Genomic DNA, 23,685 nt, shown 5'->3' on the forward strand with positions numbered 1-23,685 from the left:
TCTAGATTTAGTATTCCCAGATATCTGAAGTTACTCAACAAAAATAGCAAAAATTATACCGGAATTTCAATGAAAAATTTTGTTCCCTCACCGATAATAGAGTTGAAACTCAATTTGCCACTATGAGTTTCTTCGACGATTTGACGGGCGATCGCTAGTCCTAATCCTGTTCCTTTCCCGACAGCTTTTGTCGTGAATAAATGGTCAAATATCTTTTGTTTGACTGATTCATTCATCCCCTGGCCATTATCAGCAATGGCAATTTTAACTAGATTATTTTCGACTGAAGTTGTAATTGTAATCCCGTTAGGATTGGCTTTTATTTTTTCAAAGCTACGTCCATGATTAGATTCATCTAATGCATCAATAGCATTTGCCAGTATATTCATGAATACCTGATTTAATTGACCAGGAAAGCATTCGACTTGAGGTAAATTACCGTAGTTGGTGACAACTTCAATCGCTGGACGTTGTTCATTCGCCTTGAGACGATGTTTTAAAATTAAAATTGTACTATCGATGCCTTGGTGAATGTTAAATGGTACTTTATAATCTTGATCAGCACGGGAGAAAGTTCGTAAACTAGTGCTGATATTTTTTAGGCGATCGCACGCCATCGTCATGGAATCAATCATCTTGGGCAAGTCTTCTAAACTATAATCCAAGTCGATATCTTCAGCATGATTTTTGATTTCATCACTGCCATTGGGCAGGCTTGATTGATAGAGTTTTAAGTGTTCAACAATATCAGCGATCGTAGGTTTAGCAAGTTTTAGACTGGCAGCAATAAAACCGAGGGGATTATTCATTTCGTGAGCTACACCAGTAACTAAGTTGCCCAGTGCAGACATTTTTTCACTTTGCACCATTTGTAATTGGGCGTTTTGCAGATCAGTTAGCGCTTGTTGTAAATCAAGTGATTTTTGCTGCAAGGCAAGTTCAGCAAGTTTACGTTCGGCTTCAAGCCGCGCCCTTTCGCTAATATCTCGCATCACAACTACTGCACCGACTTTGTTACCCAAAGGATCGAAGATTGCTTGTCCGCTTGCTAACAAAATTTTCTTAGAACCATGCTTCGGCGCAATTACCATTTCGGCATTTTCGACTATTTCCCCTTGCAAGGCGCGAAACAGAGGGATTTCTGTGATTGACAGAGGTGTTTGACCATCAGGTTGATAGAGATCGAAGTGTTCTGCCCATTGTTCTGCTGGTAATGATTCTACTGGTAAGCCATGAAACTCACGAGTTGCGTTATTGAATAAGGTCAATTTGCCACTAGCATCACAAACAACAATTCCATCGGTAATATTGTGAATAATGGCATTCAAGAACTCTCGTTCTTTGGCTAGAGATGCTTCGGCCTGTTTGCGTAAGCGAAGCTCTTCGTAGACATTGCTAATATCAATCATCACCCCATCCCATAAGATTGCGCCATCGACTTGTCGCTCTGGACGAGCAAGAGATTGAATCCATTTGACGGTTCCTGAAGGCAGGATAATCCGACATTCTAGGTCAAACGGTGTCAGAGTTTGGGCAGAGTAAGCGATCGCTTGGGTAATAGCTGGTTGATCGTCAGGATGATTCATGGCGTAAAGGCTATGCGTCCCTGCCATCACCGACTCTGGTGCTAAACCATACAAGTCCAGGCAGCCAGAGCTAACGTAGGGTGTTGAAGTTGAACCGTCGGCCGCCAGACGAAATTGGTACACCATACCAGGAATATTATTCGCCAAATTTTGGAAGCGGGTTTCATTAGCCTGCAATTTTGCTAAAGATTGTTCCAACTGTTGAACATAGTTCTGGGAATTTCGATAAAGTCGGGCATTTTCCAAAGAAATGGCAGCTTGAGCGCAAAGTAAGTTCAGGAGTTCGACGCGATCGCTGGTAAAAGCTCCGGTTGTCAAATTATTTTCCAGATACAATATGCCTAGCAACTTACCCTGATGCAAAATCGGGCTGCACAAGATACTCTTGGGCTGCTGTTGCTGAATATACGGGTCATTGATTAATTGCAGATGCACCGTGGCATCAACAATTACTGCTGGTTTTAAGCTGCGTTTGACGATATTAATTAAGCTAACTGGCACATCACCAGAGTCTTCCACGGGTTGCGGGTTAAGCAACATTGGGTAAAAATCGATGTGGGCAATTCCCTTGTTCTGTCCAGATGCAACACCAAGTGAAAGCTGTGCTAAAGCCTGAATTAACAACCGATCTGACTGCAAAAGCATGAACACACACTTATCGGCTCCGGCATTTTCAATGACGATATGCAGCAATACCGAGAGCAGTTTTTCGAGTTCGATTTCGCCAGAAAGGGTTTGAGAAGCTTTGAGAATGGTAGCTAAATCTAAAGCAACAGAGACGCTGCTACTGCTGGAAGTGGCAGAACTGGTGGAGGTGACACTCTCCAATCTGAAAATCGTTTCGTTAGTTGAGAGGGGAGAACGGGTTTGCTCTAAGATGGGGGCGAGAAGTTGGGGATAGCGTCGTTCCAAGTCGGCGACTTTGGCTTTAGCGCCCCAACGAGCATAGCCGTAGTAGGCGTTCGTCATGTATGACTGGGCAATGCGCTGTTTACCCCAGTCGAGGTAAAATTTAGCTGCTAGTTCATTGGCGAGGGCTTCTTCTTGGATATAACCGTTTTCTTTGGCTCCTTTAATAGCGCGATCGTACAAGTCCATAGCCTCAGCTTTATTTCCTTGCACTCGCTGCTGTTCCGCCTCCACTAGATGAAACTTGTGCAATAAATTCATCGGCGCATGGTCTGCCCACTTCTTCATTTTTTCTTGGTACTTTGCTACTCTACTCAAAAGAGATTCTTGTTGTGAATCTGGCACAGATGAGTAAACTGCTAAGTGCGCCAAAGAATCATAGAAGTACGATACTGGTACGACCAGAAGACCTCGCACTCCATCTAAATACTGTTCAGCTTGCAGCGCATTTTCCTGTGCTTGTGGATAGTCTCCAAACAAGTAGCAAAGAATCAATTTATTAAAATAAAAGTGCTGAAGCCCAGTTATATCATTAGCATCTTTCAGCCGTGGTAAAGCTGTTTCCTCGTTATAGACTTCACCCTTTAAGATGCATGAATTTTCTGAGGGATTCAGCAAGTTCAAGACTGATTGTTGAAAGATTTGATGAAAGCTTAAAGCATTTTCTTGCTTGAGTCGAGTTAGGACATCACTGATGGTTACCATTTCTTGTGCAACTATTGTCAGTTCCTGTCCCATCAGATACGTGTGCTGGTATTTATGTATGGCAGCATAGCCAGCAAATCCAAAATTGCCGCCTTCCAGTCCGCTTTGGTAGGCATCCCAAAGAATTGGCAACGTTTCTCTGACATGAACTTTGGCATGAGCTATACAAACTCCCATTACAAAAAATACAGACGCTTTCATGTCTGGATCATTGAACTTTTCTGTTAGGTTTAAGGCTAATTTACCAAATTGATAAGCCGATTCAATATTCTGAAACACTGCATTTAACAGTAAACCGTAACAAGCGTAACCATAACTTGAGAAAGCTGAATTGCCATAGTTGATTGATAAGCTCACCAGTTCACATATCACCAATGGATATAGTATCGGTGCAGCTTGATAGATAGCAGGGCCAATATTGGCTAACATCCTGGCAGCCGATAGATGCTCGATATCTGTCATCAATGGTAGATTAATCAATTCTTCGATATTCTTCCCCTCCAGATTGCTGGCGGTTTGAGTGAGTGCTTGGTGAATGTCTGAGGGTTCGGGTGATTCTGGTATGCTTACCCCCAAAAGTTTCAAGGCTTCTAACCCAATTTTGACTGCTTCTAGCTTTTTGACTTGCGCCATATCAGCTTGGATTTTGACGGCATAGATTTTCACTTTGTCAATGGGAGTTTTTGCCTGTTGCAGGACAATATCTGCCCATTGCTGCATCTGCTGAAAATCGCCGTTGAGGTACGCGGTTTCTGCTGCTAGTTCATACAGTGCGAGGGTGAGGTTGTAGTGGGTTTGCCAGCAAGACTGCCCCTTGCTCAGGTTCAGCAAGGCGATGCTTGTGATGGAATACTCCAATGCAGCTGCATAAGCTGTTGCGGCTTTAGCTTTTTGTCCAGCGTTCAAATTGAGTTGAGCCAGTTCTATTTGCTGGGATGGTTCAATTATCAGGGATTTCCCGATATTGAGTTGATTGACAATCTCAAATAGGTTTTTGTCTGATTCTGTGACTGGCGTATTATTCAGCAGCAGTTGCCCAATTTTCAGGTGAGTTGCCTGTTTTTGCTCGTCTGGAATCAGGAAATATGCCGCTTGTTGGACGCGATCGTGCAGAAATTTGTAAGCACAGGTGTCAACTTTCTCTGCTGATGTTTGAACTGTGGCGGCTGATGCTTCAGTTTGATAAAACTTGTAAACCTCATTGATCGGAATGATAAATCCTTCTTGCAATGCTTTCCACAAATCCGAAGCGGCTTCTGTGTGCGACTTTTCCAAAACGATCGCCAGCGTCGCCAAATCAAACTGATTGCCAATACAAGCTGCCAGTTTCAAAACATCTTGAGTGATGTTGGGCAATTTCTGAAGCTGTTGGGCCATAAATTCCACCACATCATCAGTGAGAGCAAGCGATCGCACTTGTGCTACATCACACTGCCAAAAACCTGTCTCCCAATCAAAGGTAATCAGCCCATCTTCATGCAGCGCTTTCAGAAACTGAGTCGTGAAAAAGGGATTTCCTTTGGCTTTTTGATAAACTAACTCTGTCAACGGCAATGCCAGTTCAGTTGCACAACTGAGGGAGTCGCCGATTAAATGATTCACATCTGCTTGACTCAAGGGAGCTAGAGTCAGAGTGTTGACACCTGAAGATGTCTTTTCGATTTCATCTAGCGTTAACATCAGTGAATGAGCCGCAAACACTTCGTTATCGCGGTATGCGCCAATAATGAATAGATAACCGCGATTGCTTACCATCAACAGCTTCAGCAGATTCAGCGATGCCGAATCTGCCCATTGCAAATCATCGAGAAACATCACCAACGGATGTTCTGTTGTGGTGAAGACTTGAATGAAATTTTGGAACAGCAGATTAAAGCGATTTTGTACCGCACTGCCCGATAGTTCGGCGATCGCAGGCTGTTTGCCGATTATCTGCTCCAATTCAGGAATCACCTCGATCAAAACTTGCCCGTTCTCGCCAACTGCCGCTAAAATCTTGCTCTGCCATTGCTCCAGTTGCCTATCGCTTTCACTCAGCAACTGTGCCATCAAATCACGAAAGGCTTGGACAAAAGCAGACAGAGGAATGTTGCGGTTGAACTGGTCGTATTTCCCTTTGATGAAGTAGCCGTTCCACCGGACGATCGGCTTATGCACTTCATTGACGACTGCGGTTTTGCCAATGCCAGAGAAACCTGCCACCAGCATCAGTTGGGAGCCACCATTGGCAACATGACCAAATGCCGCCAGTAATGTCTGCACTTCTGATTCGCGTCCGTAGAGTTTTTCGGGTATAAGAAAGCGATCGCTGATATCGCGCTGTCCCAAATCAAACCAAGTATGCTTGCCTGTTTCTCGCCACTGTTCTAAGCAGGTCACAAGGTCATGTTTAAGTCCTAACGCACTCTGATAGCGGTCTTCGGCATTCTTCGCCATCAGTTTGCGAAGAATCTCGCCCAGCATCAAGGGCAAATCGGGGCTGAAATCGCAGAGGAAGGGTGGAAGCTTGGCAATGTGGCAATGCACCAACTCCATCGGGTCATGGGAGTCAAAGGGCAGTTGTCCGCTCAATAGTTCAAAGAAAGTCACACCTAATGAATAGAAGTCGCTGCGGTAGTCAATGCCCCGGTTCATTCGTCCGGTTTGCTCTGGGGAAAGATACGCTAGTGTTCCCTCTAGTCCGTTGATGCTCTGGATCTCCTGGGTTTCTCGTGGTAAAAGCGAGGCAATACTGAAGTCAATCAGCTTAATTTGTTTGCTGTCAGGATGAATCAGGATGTTGGCTGGCTTAATGTCTTTGTGAATGACGCGCTGTTGATGTAACAGGTGTAGCGTGTCTAATAGTTGCAGAGCAATTGCAAAGAATTGCTCTAAAGTCAGTGGTTTTCCTTGAGTAAATTCCCGCAAGGAAACACCACCAAAGTCTTCCATGACTAGGGCGTAGCCGTTGCGATAAGCTTCGAGGGTGTAGGGCTTGATGATGCTGAGAATATCTAGGTTTTTAGCGATCGCATATTGGTTGCGAAACTGTACTAATTCGCTGAAGGTAGGGTATTCTCGTTTTAAGAGCTTGATCACAACTGGTAGGCGATCGCCTTCTCGAACTGCCCGATACACTTGGGTGCGAGAACCTGAATAAAGTTGCTCTATGATTTGGTAGCCAGTGATCGTTACAGTTCCATCAACTTTTGAGCTCATAAACTTTTGTGAGAATTCTTGTGTACTAAGGTTAGAATTCCCAGGACAATATCTTAGTTAACAAACGTTACAAAACTTGCATTAAACAGCAAAGCACTTTAGTAGATGTGGCGATCGCTTTTTCTTTAGTCCGCAGAGGCGGACTACGGTGTAGACGCAATTTCCGGTTAAGTCTCATAGTCCCTGAGATACCTCAAGAAAGGTTTTACTACGTAAAACCTGTCCCTCTCCTTACTAAGGAGAGGGATTAAAGATAGGACTCTTTGAGGTTTTAGAGGACTTTTGGGTAATCGGATAACTTGTGTATACACGGTAGCCTCTAAAGTAGGGGCTGTATCCGCAGCAAAGCTGGTAAATCTAGAGAGGCGAGGTGTTGATAAGCTTGATCTATGACACGCTTGCCTCTGAGAAAGCCTGTATTAGCTCCAGGACAAATATACTGAAGACTTTCTGGTGTAAAACGTTCTAACAATAATCGAAGACTGTTAATTTGCCTAGGCCAGTGAAAGGTTTTCGCTGTGCGTAATGGTACTGGTTGACCCTGCTGGTTAGGAACTAAATGGCGACCAGAAAACAAGATACCTCCAAATTCCCTGTAGTAGAGGCAAGATGAGCCGGGAGAATGGCCTGGTGTCCAAATCACTTGTGTAGCGGCATCGAGAGTAAATTCCTGCCTAAAGGTAGTTACAGTTAAGCCTGGTAATAAATAAGCTTCTTGCTCTTGAACCAGCACCTCGCAGCCAAAGGTTTGCTGAATTTCAGCAGTTTTGCCAATAGCACCTCGATGGGTAAGAAATAACCAACGCACGCCTCCATGCGCTCCGAAAAAATCTTGATTTGTTTGATCTAGGGCAGGGCAATCTATGAGGATATTGCCTTCATTTCTTACAATAAAATAAGAGGTTCCCCCTAATGTGTCCCGATTGGGTGGAAAAGCAAAGTGCGATTCGTTGGTTAGTGAATCACGGTAATCAGCCCGTAAATAACTAACCCAGCCCGACAGCAGATTACTGTCACTAAAGGCTGAACTCTCGGTTTGATGCAAGTGTAAGCCTTGCCATTCAGACTCAGAATTGACTCCTTATCTGCCCACACCGAACAAGCTCGGTTCTTGTAGAGTGAAGCTGGGAACAGGGCGCAATCAGACGACCGTTGCGGGTTGACACTGGCGCTAATAGGGAGTTCCTATGATGAAACAGAGCCTAGAAAAGCGACTTACTCTTAGGCAGGGCGCAACCAAAAACCCCTGACCCCACTGGAGTCCATTCCCGCCGGAACATGGGTTTAGTATCGGCAAGAGTCAAGGGAATCCAGTAGTCGAATTGGCTACATCTAACGGAACAATCAATCTCTCCGAGGGAACGAATAAAAACGAGTTGTGGGTCTAGGGGCAGTCGAACCCCAAGTAGCCCAGACGAGCGGAGGAATCCCCACAATTCGGGTAGGACAGACCGTAATTGGTCTGAGGTGTTCAGAAAATACAAACTCTAGAAGAGAAAATGATTAGACACAGTAGACATACTAGTGAATCTTGGAAAGCACTACCGTGGAAGAAATTCCGCCGAAATCTTTTCCGCCTTCAAAAGCGCGTATTTAAAGCTGTTCAAGTTGGAGACAAGCGGAAAGCGCGGTCACTCCAAAAGCTTATTCTAAAATCAACCTCGGCTCGATTTCTTGCAATAAGACAAGTATCTCAGCTAAACGCTGGTAAAAAGACGGCTGGTATCGATGGGAAGAAATCCCTCTCATTCATGGAACGCTTCAACCTTGAAGAACTACTGAAAATGAATAGTGGAAATTGGAAGCATCAGGGCTTACGGGAAATCCCCATCCCTAAAAAGGACGGGACAACCAGAATGCTTAAAATACCAACCATCGCGGATAGAGCTTGGCAATGCCTCGCAAAATATGCACTCGAACCAGCACACGAAGCCACTTTCCACGCTAGGAGCTATGGGTTTAGAACTGGGCGCTCTGCCCATGATGCCCAACGGTATATTTTCACCAACCTAAACTCCAAAGCCAACGGAATAAACAAGCGAGTTATTGAACTCGATATCGAAAAATGCTTCGACAGGATTAACCACTCAGCAATAATGGACGAACTCATTGCCCCTAAAGGCTTAAAACTCGGAATATACCGATGCCTCAAGGCAGGAATTAACCCAGAATTCCCCGAACAGGGTACACCTCAAGGGGGAGTGGTCAGCCCACTACTAGCGAACATCGCACTTAATGGGGTAGAAAGTATTTATCAATCCAAGGACAACCAAGGAAGAATCACCGAGCCATCAGTCCGATACGCGGACGATATGGTTATTATAATTCGACCCGAAAATGATGCGATAGAGATACTTGAAAGAATCAGCGAGTTCCTCCGCAAACGCGGAATGAATGTAAGCCAAAAGAAAACCAAAGTTACCGCCGCGACAGATGGGTTTGATTTCCTCGGCTGGCACTTTAAAGTGCAGAAAAACGGAAAGTTCAGATGTAGCCCCTCAGTGGACAACTTCAAAGCTTTTCGTAAGAAAGTAAAACACATCGTCAACAACTCGAATTATGGTTCTACCACAAAGGCTGAGAAATTAGCCCCGGTAGTTAGAGGTTGGAGAAATTACCATAAGTTCTGCAAGATGGACGGGTCTAGAAACTCGTTATACCACATTAAAAAAAGAGCTTACACGGTATTCAACAAGGAAACCAAGCAAAACCGCTACTCTAGCAAAAAAGTACTAGACAAGGCATTCCCAGCAGTTTCCCACTCCGAAAATAAACACGTCATGGTTCAAGGAACAAAATCCCCCTATGACGGAAATACAGCCTACTGGAGCGAACGTAAAAGCAAGCTCTACGACGGCGAAACCTCTAAAACTCTCAAAAAGCAAAACCATAAATGTGCTTCCTGCGGTCTGAAATTCATCGATGAAGAAAAGGTACATCTGCACCACATCGACGGAAACCACGCCAACTGGAAGAAAAATAATCTTGAAGCAATTCACGAGAGTTGCCACGATTACAAACACATGAGCAAAAGCGCAAGCTGAGAACATCGGAAGCTGGGTGCGGTGAAAGCCGCATGCCCAGATTTAACTGAGAGGTGCGCGGGATAATACCCGCCATCGACTCAACCAATGCTCTCTTGTACGAAGTCCGATTGCAGAGAAACTCCGCTAGGAACTTCGTCAAGGAAGACAGCCCGTGGTGGCTTAGTTGTATGACTTGGCACTTGAGGTAAAAGGCACATGATCAAAGAACCGAAACTGAGAAGTTGTGAACAATCTGATTACAGTGTGGAAATTCTGAAGAATTGAAACTTGAGCGTTAACCAACCCTGTTAACCGTTGTGAATAAAATTGGGGTTTCAGCTCTACCTTGTAGTTAATGCTATGGTGCTGAAGCTACTAGTGGGGCATTTTGTCCAAATTACTAAAGATAATATGGCATTTTGGTTTCTGTTTATCCTCCTACTGGGGCTAGCTACTTATCTAATGGTGCAGCACAACGTCGCTCACATTACCCGGACGCCAGTATGGTTGTTGTGGCTGGTTTTAATGACACCAGCATTTCTGTTGAGTGGATGGACGCTGATGTACGGGCCCAAACAACCTCCGCCGCCAGCGCTGATTCTCTGGTCGTTATTTGTCTGCACACTGTTGTACTGGACATTGTTTCAATGGGGGCGTCAAACGCCAACAGATACACAGACCGAAGGCCAAGCTCAAGCCTCAGAATCACAGCCGACTATCCAGCCTACCCCAGAACCAATAGTGCGTCCCATTGAGCTAACGGAAGAAACCCAACTACGAAATTGTTTTCCTTGGTCTGTATACTACGTTCAAAATATTGAGTATCGACCACAAGCTGTGATTTGCCGTGGTCAGTTGCGAACTAAAGCCAGCAACGCCTACCAGCAGATTAAGACTAATATTGAAGCACAATTTGGCGATCGCTTCGTGCTGATCTTTCAAGAAGGTTTAAATGACAAACCTTTCTTTGTGCTGGTTCCCAACACTCAAGCTGCTAAAGAGAGAAATACACCACCACGCAACCAAGAACGCTTAACTCGACCCGGATTAGCACTTCTGCTGCTAGCAGCCACTTTGGTAACTACTACCTTGGTGGGGGTGCAAAATGCTGGTGTTTCTCTGCCGCCGATCTGGGAAATTGGCTCTTTGTTCAAAGTTCTATCTAACCAAAATGTCCTATTCAAAGGATTGCCCTATGCTTTAGGACTGATGACAATTTTGGGCATTCATGAATTGGGACATTATTTGACAGCTAAATTTTACAATATTCGCTCGACGTTGCCTTACTTTATTCCCGTGCCTTTCTTCTTGGGAACTTTTGGCGCATTTATTCAGATGCGTAGTCCTATTCCTAACCGCAAAGCTTTATTTGATATTAGTATCGCTGGGCCAATTGCAGGTTTTGTTGTTACCTTGCCATTACTAATATGGGGCTTGGCTCATTCTGACGTGGTTTCCCTGAATGAAAAAACCCGAGTTTTAAATCTTGATGCTCTTAATCCCAAGTATTCAATTTTACTGGCGCTACTCTCGAAGTTGGCCTTGGGAAGCCAGTTAACAGCAAAATCAGCCCTTGACTTACATCCAGTTGCAGTAGCTGGTCTTCTGGGATTAATTGTCACAGCGTTAAATTTAATGCCTGTGGGACAACTAGATGGAGGTCACATTGTCCATGCGATGTTTGGACAACGAATTGCAATGGTAATTGGTCAAATTGCTCGCGTGTTGTTGCTATTACTTTCTTTAGTTCGGGAAGAATTTTTGGTGTGGGCGATTATCTTATTATTTATGCCGTTGGTTGATGAACCAGCGCTGAATGATGTGACAGAATTGGATAATGTACGTGACATTTGGGGATTACTGGCGATCGCTTTGTTGATTGTAATTGTTTTGCCATTACCGCAGGCGATCGCTAACTTTTTGCAAATTTAAAAAGTATCAGCACAGAGATAGCAAAGTCTCTAAATTTTATTTTTTTCCAACTATGAAATTAACCATCGGTTGGGATTTTTTATTGAAATTATAAACAGTATTAAACAATAGCCTTTACTCCGCCATTAGTGAGAGTTAAGACAAAATCATTCTTGTCAATTAGTAATAATGCTGAAAATTCACTTATAAATAGAGTATTAAATTAATCTTTGTACTGGATTTTGAGGCAAGAATGAATCATGCTTTTAAATGTGACGCGTAGGCGTAGCCAGTCGTAGGTAGGCATCGCACGCCTAAAAATTCTGTTGACTAGCCCGATTTTCAGCATAATTCTAACTACTATTATTTATTGACAAAAGCTCTATAAATTTAACCTCTTACCGATGGGGAGCAATGTACACAAAGAATACCGATGTTGAGGTGTTTGAGTATGATGTTGTTCGTTTTTGCTTAAAATTTTCAACCCCGGTACTGTCCCTGAGAATGATCTACTTTTGTGAATATAAAGGGAATTTTAGCAATAGTAGTTGTATTATATTGAGCCAATGATGGCAAAGTAAGCAACATACAACCCGGTTTCACTTAACTAAAAAAGGAGCGACACAGAGTGGAAAATCAGAATCAGTTAAAGGAAGAAAGAAATCAACTACCGCAACCAGATTATAGAGATTTGCTCTCAAAAATAGATGAGGAATTGAATGGAGAGTCAGGAGGAAAAATATTTTCTTTGAAAAAAGACTCTAATAACGGGAGATTAAGGTTAATCATTGATATTCATGCCTTTGCTTACCAGCTAGCTAAAGCTAAAGATATAAGATTACCGTTGTCAAAAGACGAAAAAACATATCGAGCGACAATAAATATAAACGATGCTTGTCGTGACGTATTTAAAGACAAAATTAAATCAATAAAAGCGACTTTATCCAAACTTTTAATAGACGAAATTAGGAATAGCACAGGTTTAAATTCCAATGCACAAATTGCAGATAATATCATTGAGCAATTAATTGATTCAATGCTTACGCCCTTGGCAAAAAATTCTCAAGATTCTTCCTTATTTACCTGGAATTTCCCCCAATCCCCTGGATTAAGTAGCCAAGAACTAACCTTGGAGTCTGAGTTTGATAATCCTGCGATTATAAACCACAAAGTCACTATAGAAATAAATAGTGCAACTAGATTCCGCGAACTTGTATTAACGGCACTAGAAAACTATATTCGTCTGAAGATGAATGATGAGTCAGATATATCTGATTATGTAATTCGCAATGTAAGAACTAATCTGGAGTCTATCAAGATTCATGGCTCTCAGGAATTATCATTACTTGAAAAATTAATTAATCAAGAAACAATCGGAAGATTAAAAAGAGAAGCGGAGATAAATTTTTTAGAATTTTGGGCAGAAGTGATTGGTGAAGAATGTAACGATTTAAGTAAAAACAGAGAAGTCATATATAAGGATGATAAAGGAGAAAATTCACGTCAAATATCATCCAACGAAGCATCATTTTATTTGAGAGACTACAGTAGACGCATTAGATTATTAGAAAAATTCATCAATGACCCGAAGAAAGCTGATGATTATTACGATTTAGTATATCAGGGTGTGACTGTAAATATTAAAGAATTATTTTCTCGTAGGGATGCTTTTTTTGAATTACCTATTGTTGGGCAAATTAATGGTTGTATTGGGCAGACAGATGACCCACGTTTAGGTATAACATCAATAACTTTTGGATTAAAATTTAAATTCAATGGGCGCGTAAATAATCCAGTTAAATACGCTACTTCATTCGCTTACGGACTTGACATAATTAACCCAAATTCAAACTTAAATAATCAAAAAATTGATGAAAATCCCTCGGGAAAAACAGATTGGCGGGTTGAAAAAATAATTAAATATTTTATTATTTATTATTTTGCATTTGCGTGTCCTAATCCCTCGGAAGTAAATTATCGTTATCAAGATGTTCTCCAATTTGATGTAATTAAACATTTTACAGACAAAGTGTTGCCTATTTTCAGTAACCCAGATAATCAGAGTGATGGAAATAAGCAAAACTTTTTGGCGGAGTTTACTAGTGATATTAATCAAGATTTCGTTTCACACAACCTAAAAGCAATAGTAAAACTTATCCAAAAATATTTAAAATATCCAAATTTTTTATTATCAGATGAGAAGCAAGTAAGTATTGGGATATCAAAGAAATTACTGGTTTCTGAATTGACAGAAATAAGTAGTACAGATAGATTTTTTGGAGAAGAACTTTCTTCGGGTAATTTGAAACAATGTCTCAAGCATATCTTTATTTCCCTACAGGGGGTAACAAAACAAGCAATTATCCAGCTACCCGTAAAGCTGAAATTTGAGACAGATAATTTCTATCGAGCAGCAAAAAAATGTGAGTTTGATATGGCTTATCAAACTGACGATATACAAATGCTCACTGTCTTCCATAAGTTTGTAAAATCTAATAATGCACAACAGTTTGAGCGCGATAAAAAGAATATAAAACAACTTGCACAATTATTAGGTAAAAAATCTGATTTCCTGAAGCAAGTTAATACACTTAACAATGCTGACGAAGCTAGTGATTTACTCAGCAGTGTTGTATTTGATGGCTCAATTATAGAGTTTCAAATAGGGGAGGTTTCTTTAGAAAAAGCTACAGATGAAGGGCGTTTCAAATACGAGCTTACATTAAAGACCCTTGGATTTATAATCCTAGAACTTCTCACTAGTAGGGTGAAAAAAAACAAAAGTTTATTTGTAGGGCAGTGGATACTGCATGAAACACCGGAAGAAGAAACAACACAACAGGAAGCACTAATTCATCAAACGGTTGAAGAATGGAATCACTTATTAACTGACTTTATGTTCATCAATTCTCAAGGGATAGTGTTACCGAAAATCGACCGTTTTAGAATTGCTAATGCGAAGAAATCACTGTACTCTGTATTACCTCAAAAATACCATAGCAAAAATAACGATAAACGGATACTAAAAAAATTATTAATAGTAATGGTGTCTAGTAACAAGTGTGATGCTCGTTCGTCACGTTGGGAAGATAATTATATTGCGAATTTGACAGGTGAAATAGTAGCGGTGGAGGACACCGAAACTGGTATAAAGATAAATCGAGTTAAAACTTTAGCAGGTAATTACTGGTTAGATGAATTGCATCGTACTCCGTGGGCGCTTCGAGATGTAATTAATGAGATGTATTCTCAGGGTTTTAAGGATGTTTTATACATCGCTAAAACTCCTTTTTCTGAACAATTGCGAGTTACAGACCAGCAAAATGAATTATTTTTTATGTCACCGCATATAATCAGATTTATCAATAAGATTGCAGATGATCTAATAATATATCCTGTTTTATATGACAGTTACAGTGCCTTGTGCATCGACGAGAAAACTCAAGAAGAAAGCTTATATGTTCAAGATGTACGACAACTCAGTAACTTATTTAATGACCCGAATCGTTCCCAGGTAATATTTTTTAATTTGCTTACAGTAAAGACCATAGAGAAAGATAGGACTTTTTATAACACTGCAACGACTTATTCAACACTTTTGAATGCTCATCCAGGTGATGCACTCGACATGACGAAGGTTATGAATGGTCTAATTAAGGAAGGTCAATTAAAAAATGATATTACGTTTTATTTGACACTATTGCATTATTCCAGATACGAAAAGAAACAAGGCAAGTCAGAAAAATTGTTACCTAAGCTTGACCCACTTAACGATATAATTGGCGATAATGCAATCGGCAGATCATCGGCAAGAGGTAAGCATTGCATTCCTGGGGTGCAAATGAATTATCTCGCATGGTTGACAGAAGTTGACAATGCCTTGGGTGACTCAAAAGATGTAAGAGATGTAAAAGATGTGATTAATGATTCTGCCAATTCATCTCAAACTCTACTTGTCTTCCTTGAAGAGATTGAGGATTTTTTAGATCAACACGAAATAGAAGACCCGTGGACAGAACTTTCTAGAGATTATAATGATTTCTTAGTGAGGCACTATAACCATCCAATTTTACGAGAACGAATTTACTTGATACTAGAGAATAAGGGTTGGATCATTGTAAATGGTAGTGTCGAAATTCAATTTTAAGTTAACCATAATATACTTAGTTTTGATTTATACGACACCTTGATTATCTCAGTAAATTATGTATTGTTCAAAATCTGAATATAATTCTTTTAATAAAATCAAAAATGAAAATAAGAGAAGCTCAGGGACATCTTTTCGAGTTAGCATTTAACGCAGGAATATTGACAGCTATTCATCAATCAGGGATGAAATATACCCACATGGATTTATTCATTGATGACCTGAAACGTATCAATCATCGAGGAGTAGTCAATAAACTTGTTGAGATGAAACTGTTAGAAGGATTTATTGATGCGGAGAGTCAAAGAATATGGGCAGCATGGGGTAAATTTTTACTCTTGCGAGGTCATCTTGGTGGTTTAGGCTTATGGAAGGAATTGATGGACTCCTTGGAATTTCCGTCCGCTTCCAATAGAAACTGGGAACTACTATATATGCAATGCTGCCTCTCAGACGAAGCCAGCATGAGAACGCTAGAAAAACATCAACATGACCGATATTCTCAGATTCTTTCCCAGCTTGATATTACCGCAGATAAGGTTACACCATATATAAATAAGTACGCCGACACAGGAGAATTTTTAAAAGCGGATACATTGATGCTGATGTCGAAAGACGGAGAAAAAAACAAGGAATATTACATTATTTGTGTTGATTTGTCCGCCTTTACTGTGGAAAATAATCAGGATAATGAATTGAATTCTCAGAAAGATAATGATGAGTCAAGACATGAGCAAGAACAGTTTGAGTTGTGGAATTTATCAAGCGCTTCGTCTATTCTTGGATATTTAAAAGCAGAACTGCGTTATTTAATGTCCAAAAGTGTTTATCATCAATTAAAAATTGACACCCAAAAAGGGACTAATCAGCAATTAATAGGGCAATATATTCACGATTATCTTACAGCTTTTTCTTATTACGACAAAGATTTTGTTAAGTTGGTACAGGCAGCATCATACTCAGCAAGTTTCGTCAAATTTCTTGATTCAGAAAATAGAATACCCAAGGATGCGACCGTACAAGTGACAACGATAGGTTACACTACACGAGGAATTAGCACCTTAAATGTTAGCCGGGAGGACTTTCAGATTCTTGACCTTTGCGCCGAGGCATATAAATCGATGAAGGGACGGCAAAAGTCGGATAGAGAAAATTCCATCAATACTTATGAAAATGCGCTGTTTAAGATGCTTAATTTAATTAAAAAAAATGCTGTATATTGTCTTTCACGTTCGCTTGAACAAGTAGGAATTTCGGTAAAAGAAGAATTAATAGAAAAATCTCAGCCAGATAAACTTTCTCATGAACAAAAAGTCCACAAATTTGTGGACTCATTATGTGATACTAATGTTACAGAAGATAAAACTGTGTGTTTCAGTGAAAGACTTACAAATTTTAATAATCCCTCAGATTTTTTAGATACTTCAATCAGTGAAAAATACCATCTAACTGAGCAAATTTCTTTAATAAATGCCCACGCAAAAATAATTCAGGAACATCTGTCAGGTAATTATCGTAATCTGTTTCTAACCGGGAATCCGGGTATTGGTAAAACAACAGCGGTGGTGAATTTTATCCGCGAACATGCTGACGAGGGTTTCCTGTTTTTCTACATTAGTCCACGTCTCTCTGTAAACGAAGACACGATTAATAAATTTATAGATAAAAAAACAGGTAATTTGTTCGCTGATGACCTGTATTGTATTTCCACGAGTCACGCTCTGATTGCTACCAATAATAACCAGCCTACGGTGAGATATTATTCTAATGGCAATAACCAAACTTTTGAAAGCTTAGGGGTAACTTTTCATGGTGCAGAATATGATAAAAAACGGAATACCAACCGAAAGAATTTAATAAATCGTCAGTCCCGCTCTTCACTCGGCTACAACAACAAATCCGGAACCGGAGTTATTAGAAGTTTATGTGACGCAGGTCATATTCTCATCAAACAGCAAAAAAATAAAATTGTCATTACCTGCTCAACTCAATCCCTCCGCAAATTGAATAGTGGAGGTGACTCATTAGATAATTTCGAGAGACTATTTCGTTCAGTTACAAATAATGGTGATGTAATTCCGGAGCTAATGAGTGAATTATCTTCACGTCTGAAGCATATTATTGTCATGATTGACGAAGTAACAGGTGACAATGCTGGAGTTGAGTGGTTTCACTCCATGAAGAAATGGTTAGGAAAAAAACTTGAGTTATTTGACCCTTCATACGGTTTCAATACAAAGTTGATTATTGCCGATGCTTCTCTTACAGGTATTGATATTGTTAAACCACATCTCGGTACAAAGGAAGCGGAACCAGATAAAATCTATTGTTCTTTTGTTGATAAAAAGCAAGAACCATTGGAAGTTAGTTATCTGTCTTTTGGAGATTATTCTGCACCGCTAGGCAATGTGGATTCTGCTATTATTAATGTTAACTCATATCCGGCGAAACAAATTGAGCTAACTTACCAAGTGTTCTTTGAAGTGAACAAAATCAACGATGATGGTTCCATTAAAATTAAACCAGGTCAATTAGCACGAGATGATTCTTTAATAAACGAAATAATCCACTATGTTAATCACCCAGATTTAGGACAATTAATTGTTTATATTCAGGATAAACAACGTCTGAGACAATTAATTTACCTAGTCAAAAAGAGACTTTCTGGCTTCGATAAAAATGAGACTTATCTGGAGATACATTCCCAAGTAGCTGATCTGGAAACGCTGCTCAAACGCAAGAATCAGGTGCGGGTAGTGTTTATGACATCATCTGCGGCTCGCGGTATTTCTTTTCCCCTTGCTAAACACATAATTGTTGAACTACCAAGATTTCAGATAGAAAATAACCTGATGGAGATAATTCAGGTAATTTATCGAGGTAGAGGTGAGTTTGGTGAGGGACAAAATAATGACCGCGCTCATAAGAAAATAACAGTTTACATTATTGAAAAAGTTTTTACAAATGCACCTAATAATCAACAAAGTAAAAGTACCCGCGCCGCGAATTTAATAGGTTCTCTACTCGTCTTACGGGCGGCGATAATGACGCGAATTTTGGGTGCTGGGAATTTAGGTGGACACAACGTAGCCATGATTCCCGTCGGTGGGAAAGCCATATATTCAAGCGGTGAGACTTTCAGCACTCGGATTAAATCTTTGATGCAGTTACTACGAAGTCACCAGCGGCTACATCCAGATGACCAGGATATTAAACTTGTTTTTGAAAATCTGTTTACTTTATTTAAGTCATCCGAGTTTCTAATTCAATCTCCTCGCATATCCAATTCTTCTGTTGTCCAGCAACCAGCTAGAAAAAAAATTAGCTTGCTGTCCTTATTGGAGCTAGGAGTGGATTTTTTATTTGACCAATGTTCTTGTATGGCTGAATTGTTAGAAATGGAAATTAGTCCACAGGTTTATATGGACGGTTCATTATTGATTATCCCAATGAATAATCATACTGTAACATCACGTTATAGCATAGATCCTTATTCTCAAATTCGCTTTTATATAACAACAAACTTTAGGAATGCACTAAAAAATATCAGTCAAGGTGATTACTCAGAAAATATCAAAAATGAAATTTTGTTTGCCATTGATTTTATAGAACACCTGCTCCAAAATGAGGGTAACACTCAGCAAATAAGCGACTCTAGTAATTTTAGCGATCAGTACTTAGCTATTCCCCTGCATTTTTTGTTAAAGGATGAGATTCTCCAATCCTCATTCATGGGAGAGGCAAATTTTCCTATGAGTTATGATTTTCGTATATTACTAGAGCGTTATATTAAAGCTTTGTATCCTGCTAATGATTTTCTTCCCATTGGTAATGGCTACCCTGATTTTCCTTGGGTAATTTTTAAAAGTTACAATTTGGCACAAATTCGTCGTAGTTTGTTTAAAGCAAATTACTTTCTTAACTCTCGCTCCCTAAATCTTCTCAATCTGATTTTGTCACGTCAATAAAGCGACCACTAGAGTGATTATCGTCTCCATTTCCGTGAAAATCACTTCTGTGGTTGATATAGTCCATCTGAAGCTTCTATATACCCCTGCTATAGATAATGAAGCGATTGCCTCGCACTTAGAAGCTTTATTAACCCCGGCTATTTTTGCTCAACCAAAATATTATAAGCAGTTAGGATTACGAGATAGAATTCTCAATTTGTCGTTAATGGTTGCAGCAGTTTTAACACTCCAATCGCTTCCTAATATTGCAAGCTGCCAGAACCAATGACTAATTAGGGTGTACTCTAACTTAATCGTTCATAAAAAATATTAAACTTAATTCCCCCTCTAAACAGGGGGAATATGCTGTATTAAAACTAATTCGATACTGAATTAGCCGCCTCGGAAGCCTTCGCAGCAGGTGGAAAACCACCCATACGAATCTCAGAAGTGAAGGAAGTGATACTAAGTCCACCAAAACTTTTGAGGACATTTACCCGCATTCGCAAATTGGGGCTAGCAAACCACAGGCGCTCCTCAGAACTCATGGTTTCATCCTCTGTAATTAGGGTCAAAGCACCATCAGTATCAATTTTATAGCGTCCGGCAACTGGAGTTTTATCGGCATCAACTATTTCTCGTAGTAACTTGCCTTGAGCCGGATTATCTGCATCAGGTACCGAAACTAACACAGTTGAACCACTGTGTTTTGCTTGATCCTTTTCCCTTGTGCCGTTCCAAGTAATTTTGGTAGCACAGGAAGCAGAACTAGGATTAACTTTGTAATTTTGACACAGTTTGATCACCTCTGGATGATCTATTGGCAGCGTCTCAATGATGATGTCTGACTTGCTATTTTCAGATTGATTAAAAGCCAAATGTTGAGTAGTACGATGAGAAAACCATTTACCAGCACTTAACTGAAAAAACTCTTCAATATTCATGAATGAAATTACCCTACATCAAAATGCTAAAATTCCCACTTAATTATTATTAAAATGTAGTAGGAAACTTTAATATTAAGCTTGATTGGCTATTTCCTCAAGCTTTTTCAGTCCAATCCTGGCTGCCTCAGCAACGTTGAAATGATTGTCTTTTTCCAGGTATTTTAAAGCTGAGACACTCTTGGGAGTAGGAAGATTTCCCAAAGCTTCTGCCAAACGCTGCCTTACTAACCAATCATCTGATTGAGCGAAGCGCAGGATCTGATCGACAGATTCAATGTCTTGAATTTCTCCCAGTGCAGAGATTGCAGCTTGTTGCAACACTACTTCTTCGCTATCCAATGCCTGAAGAAGAATTTGACGCGCACGGGGGTCTTTAATGTTACCTAGAGAAACGGCTGCACTAAAGCGTACTAACCAATCAGTATCTTCATAAAACGCCCGTGAAAGCACCTCAAAGGCTCTGGCATCACCCAAATATCCTAAAGCACCGGCGGCATCAGCGCGAATACCATAATCGGGGTCATTTACGAGAATTCTTACCAAAATTGCATAACATTCTGCCGTCGGCTTGATTCCAAGAGCAAATATTGCCATCGATCGCAGTTGCAAAGATTCGTCGTCTAGTACCTTTTTAATCAAAGGGACTGCATCCTCAGCAGAAACATGACGTAGATTCGCCAGGGCTACCATGCGATCGCGTAAATTCGGACTCTCTAACTGAGTAGAAATTTCTTGTAAGCTTAGAGTTGCCATTTAGTTCAAAGCATTTTCTTTACTTATCTTAATTTACCTGATCCATTCATTAGGCTGTCGCCATAGTGAGGTAGGAGTTTGGCGACTTTACAAAATGTCTCAATTATGAGTGAAAAATAAACAAATGTTACTTCCGGCGAGATTGTGTATTGAATTCAGCAGTCAGATTTAACACTACGCTGCGCGTAGCTTGCTTAAGGGACTGACAGATAAAAAAACATCCCCAAGATGGATAATTTCTTTATTGTCAGTCCCTAAGAGTAGGATTACGCTTAAACTAGGTTTGAGAACGGAGAGGGAGGGATTCGAACCCTCGTTAAGTTTCCCTAAACACACTTTCCAGGCGTGCGCCTTCAACCACTCGGCCACCTCTCCAGGTGCCACAAGTTACGATCATACTATAGAATCGCGGAAAATGCAAAGATAGATAAAGAAAGATATTTTAGATTGAATCTGAAAGTCCCAATCCCAAAACGCAAATCAAGATGTCCCGTACATACACAATTAGAGTTCGCGATCGCGCCACTGGCAAAACATACACCCTAGAAGTCCCAGAAGATCGCTACATCCTGCACACTGCCGAAAGACAAGGGGTGGAACTACCGTTTTCCTGCCGCAATGGGGCTTGCACCACTTGTGCTGTGAGAGTGTTGTCGGGAGAAATTTACCAACCAGAGGCGATCGGATTGTCGCCACATTTACGTCGGCAAGGTTATGCCTTGTTGTGTGTGAGTTACCCCCGTTCTGACTTGGAGGTGGAGACACAAGACGAAGATGAAGTCTACGAACTCCAATTTGGACGCTATTTTGCTAGGGGAAAAGTTAAAGCGGGTTTACCGTTAGATGAGGAATAAACAATTTAAAATCACCAAAGTTGTGATGTCTGTGCGTCTTGGTGACTGGGTGCGAAAAATAGCGATTTTGGCTTGCTTACTGCTCTTGGTAAGTTGCCAAGGTAAAAACCAGCTGCCAAACAATGAAGCCCAGGTGAAAGTAGCGCGGGTAGTTAGTGGGCAAAGTTTGGAAGTGTTAGGCATGGCTGAACAACCAAATTTGATTTCCCAAGTGCGGTTAGTTGGTGTTGATGCACCAGATTTGCGACAGCGGCCTTGGGGAGAAGCAGCAAAAGAACAGTTAGAGGATCTAATTGGTGGTGCAGAACAATCGGTAACGCTGGAGTTTGATTTAGAAGCAAAAGACAAAATCGGGCGAACTCTAGCTTATGTGTGGAAAAATAAGGTGTTGTTGAATGAAGAACTAGTTAAACAAGGGAATGCAATGTTTGTTGGGCGATCGCCTAACCACAAATATGACCAGCGTTTAGAACGTGCCCAAGAATGGGCTAGACTCATGGGGCAAGGAATCTGGAACCCAGAAAAACCCATGCGCCTCACTCCCGGCGAGTTTCGCCGCCAAAATCTTTAATTAGTGCTGAGGGGGAGAGTTGGGGAGTGGGAGTAGGGAAGAGTTTTCCCAATGACAAATGACAAATGACTAATGACTAATGACTAATCTACAAATTTTTCTAGATATTGCTACGGAAGCGGCCTTAGCTGCTGGTGCCATTTTGCTAGGTTACTTGGGTAAGTTAGAAGATGCAATTATTGAAAAAGGACGCCCTGGTGATTTAGTCACCGTTGCTGATAAAGCCTCAGAAGAGTTGATTTTAGAAATTTTGCGTCGCCACTTTCCTCAGCACTCTATCCTTGCTGAAGAATCAGGGAAATTAGGTAATCAAGAGAATGAATACCTGTGGGCAATAGATCCTCTCGATGGCACAACCAACTATGCCCATCAATACCCATTTTTTGCCGTTTCCATCGGGCTGTTAATTAATGGCGTTCCGCAAGTTGGTGTAATTTATGACCCCTTTCACAATGAGCTATTTGGTGCTGCTGCTGGCTTGGGAGCAACGCGTAACCGTAGTTGCATCAAGGTTTCGGTAACATCTGAATTAAGTAAAAGCCTACTGGTTACAGGATTTGCCTACGATCGCCGCGAAACCTCTGATAACAACTACGCAGAATTTAGTCACCTCACCCATCTTACCCAAGGAGTGAGGCGTAGCGGTTCGGCATCGTTAGATTTGGCATATGTTGCCTGTGGACGTGTCGATGGTTACTGGGAACGGGGACTTTCTCCTTGGGATATTGCCGCCGGGATAATTTTGGTACAAGAAGCTGGGGGCAAAGTTACCGCCTATGATGGCAATCCCGTCAAAATTGAATCAGGTAGAATTCTCGCCACAAATAGTTATATTCACGACTCTCTCAGTAACGAACTTTTACAAGTTCCGCCACTGTCAGCGTGGGTGTGAGGGGAGTGGGGAGTGGGGGAGTGGGGAGAGTAAGAATTTTAGATTTTAGATTTTGGATTAAAGAATTGAAATTTAATCCAAAATCGTCAATCCCTTCTCCCAAGGGGAGACGCTACGCGAACGGCTTGGTGCAGTTTACTTCACCAAAATCCAAAATTGAATTGCCCAATGCCCAATGCCCAATGCCCAATGACAAATGACAAATGACTAATCACTGATCAACCGAAGTAAACTAG

The 23,685-nt window shown here is 40.9% G+C and carries 12 protein-coding genes, 1 tRNA gene and 1 pseudogene; 9 read left to right on the forward strand and 5 right to left on the reverse strand.

Annotation, left to right across the window (positions count from 1 at the left end; all coding sequences use genetic code 11):
• Positions 1 to 53: 53 nt before the first annotated feature.
• Entirely contained in the window at positions 54 to 6,398 is a 6,345-nt protein-coding gene (locus tag V7K31_RS07520; RefSeq protein ID WP_335093524.1) for an ATP-binding sensor histidine kinase, read from the reverse strand.
• Positions 6,399 to 6,717: 319 nt separating this feature from the next.
• A complete protein-coding gene (locus V7K31_RS07525) occupies positions 6,718 to 7,401 on the reverse strand; it encodes an MBL fold metallo-hydrolase (protein ID WP_442941234.1) in 684 nt (227 codons plus the stop codon).
• 496 nt (positions 7,402 to 7,897) lie between these two features.
• Here V7K31_RS07525 and V7K31_RS07530 point away from each other — a divergent pair, with 496 nt between their 5' ends.
• The 5 genes and pseudogenes from V7K31_RS07530 to V7K31_RS07550 all read left to right on the forward strand — a co-directional run.
• The gene (locus V7K31_RS07530) at positions 7,898 to 9,442 is read left to right on the forward strand and encodes a group II intron reverse transcriptase/maturase (protein ID WP_335093526.1); all 1,545 of its coding nucleotides are present in this window, start codon (positions 7,898 to 7,900) and stop codon (positions 9,440 to 9,442) included.
• Between the two features lie 393 nt (positions 9,443 to 9,835).
• Positions 9,836 to 11,356 carry a site-2 protease family protein gene (locus tag V7K31_RS07535; RefSeq protein WP_335093582.1) on the forward strand — a complete coding sequence of 507 codons (1,521 nt, stop codon included), beginning with the start codon at positions 9,836 to 9,838 and terminating at the stop codon, positions 11,354 to 11,356.
• A 607-nt stretch (positions 11,357 to 11,963) separates the two neighbouring features.
• Complete coding sequence (locus V7K31_RS07540; protein WP_335093527.1) at positions 11,964 to 15,482, forward strand: hypothetical protein; 3,519 nt, start codon at positions 11,964 to 11,966, stop codon at positions 15,480 to 15,482.
• A gap of 104 nt (positions 15,483 to 15,586) precedes the next feature.
• Positions 15,587 to 19,450, forward strand: a complete 3,864-nt coding sequence (locus V7K31_RS07545; RefSeq protein ID WP_335093529.1) for an ATP-binding protein — start codon at positions 15,587 to 15,589, stop codon at positions 19,448 to 19,450.
• A 91-nt stretch (positions 19,451 to 19,541) separates the two neighbouring features.
• Positions 19,542 to 19,682: pseudogene (locus V7K31_RS07550) on the forward strand (IS4 family transposase); the annotation flags it as partial.
• Positions 19,683 to 19,809: 127 nt separating this feature from the next.
• Here the strand turns inward: V7K31_RS07550 and V7K31_RS07555 are convergent.
• From V7K31_RS07555 to V7K31_RS07565, 3 genes are all read right to left on the reverse strand, one after another.
• Positions 19,810 to 20,376 (reverse strand): phycobiliprotein lyase, encoded by a 567-nt coding sequence (locus V7K31_RS07555; protein ID WP_335093532.1) that lies wholly within the window; start codon positions 20,374 to 20,376, stop codon positions 19,810 to 19,812.
• 75 nt (positions 20,377 to 20,451) lie between these two features.
• Positions 20,452 to 21,132, reverse strand: coding sequence for a HEAT repeat domain-containing protein (locus V7K31_RS07560; protein ID WP_335093534.1), 681 nt, complete (start codon positions 21,130 to 21,132; stop codon positions 20,452 to 20,454).
• A gap of 290 nt (positions 21,133 to 21,422) precedes the next feature.
• Positions 21,423 to 21,507 (reverse strand) — tRNA-Ser (locus tag V7K31_RS07565).
• Between the two features lie 110 nt (positions 21,508 to 21,617).
• On the opposite strand from V7K31_RS07565, the gene V7K31_RS07570 reads away from it, so the two are divergent.
• From V7K31_RS07570 to V7K31_RS07585, 4 genes are all read left to right on the forward strand, one after another.
• Complete coding sequence (locus V7K31_RS07570; protein WP_334828665.1) at positions 21,618 to 21,986, forward strand: 2Fe-2S iron-sulfur cluster-binding protein; 369 nt, start codon at positions 21,618 to 21,620, stop codon at positions 21,984 to 21,986.
• Positions 21,976 to 22,557 (forward strand): thermonuclease family protein, encoded by a 582-nt coding sequence (locus V7K31_RS07575; RefSeq protein ID WP_335093536.1) that lies wholly within the window; start codon positions 21,976 to 21,978, stop codon positions 22,555 to 22,557. The genes V7K31_RS07570 and V7K31_RS07575 overlap by 11 nt, the downstream gene beginning before the upstream one ends.
• Before the next feature lie 79 nt (positions 22,558 to 22,636).
• Entirely contained in the window at positions 22,637 to 23,449 is an 813-nt protein-coding gene (locus V7K31_RS07580; protein ID WP_335093538.1) for an inositol monophosphatase family protein, read from the forward strand.
• A gap of 65 nt (positions 23,450 to 23,514) precedes the next feature.
• Positions 23,515 to 23,649, forward strand: a complete 135-nt coding sequence (locus V7K31_RS07585; RefSeq protein WP_335093540.1) for a hypothetical protein — start codon at positions 23,515 to 23,517, stop codon at positions 23,647 to 23,649.
• Positions 23,650 to 23,685: the final 36 nt, after the last annotated feature.

Source organism: Nostoc sp., from assembly GCF_036917675.1.
GTDB lineage: Bacteria > Cyanobacteriota > Cyanobacteriia > Cyanobacteriales > Nostocaceae > Nostoc.

What these genes read in the sequence shown, in the direction of transcription:
- V7K31_RS07535 (WP_335093582.1), top strand. Translation starts at nt 9,836, where the DNA reads ATGGCATTTTGGTTTCTGTTTATCCTCCTACTGGGGCTAGCTACTTAT.
- V7K31_RS07555 (WP_335093532.1), bottom strand. Translation starts at nt 20,376, where the DNA reads ATGAATATTGAAGAGTTTTTTCAGTTAAGTGCTGGTAAATGGTTTTCT.
- V7K31_RS07560 (WP_335093534.1), bottom strand. Translation starts at nt 21,132, where the DNA reads ATGGCAACTCTAAGCTTACAAGAAATTTCTACTCAGTTAGAGAGTCCG.
- V7K31_RS07570 (WP_334828665.1), top strand. Translation starts at nt 21,618, where the DNA reads ATGTCCCGTACATACACAATTAGAGTTCGCGATCGCGCCACTGGCAAA.
- V7K31_RS07575 (WP_335093536.1), top strand. Translation starts at nt 21,976, where the DNA reads ATGAGGAATAAACAATTTAAAATCACCAAAGTTGTGATGTCTGTGCGT.
- V7K31_RS07530 (WP_335093526.1), top strand. Translation starts at nt 7,898, where the DNA reads ATGATTAGACACAGTAGACATACTAGTGAATCTTGGAAAGCACTACCG.
- V7K31_RS07580 (WP_335093538.1), top strand. Translation starts at nt 22,637, where the DNA reads ATGACTAATCTACAAATTTTTCTAGATATTGCTACGGAAGCGGCCTTA.
- V7K31_RS07520 (WP_335093524.1), bottom strand. Translation starts at nt 6,398, where the DNA reads ATGAGCTCAAAAGTTGATGGAACTGTAACGATCACTGGCTACCAAATC.
- V7K31_RS07545 (WP_335093529.1), top strand. Translation starts at nt 15,587, where the DNA reads ATGAAAATAAGAGAAGCTCAGGGACATCTTTTCGAGTTAGCATTTAAC.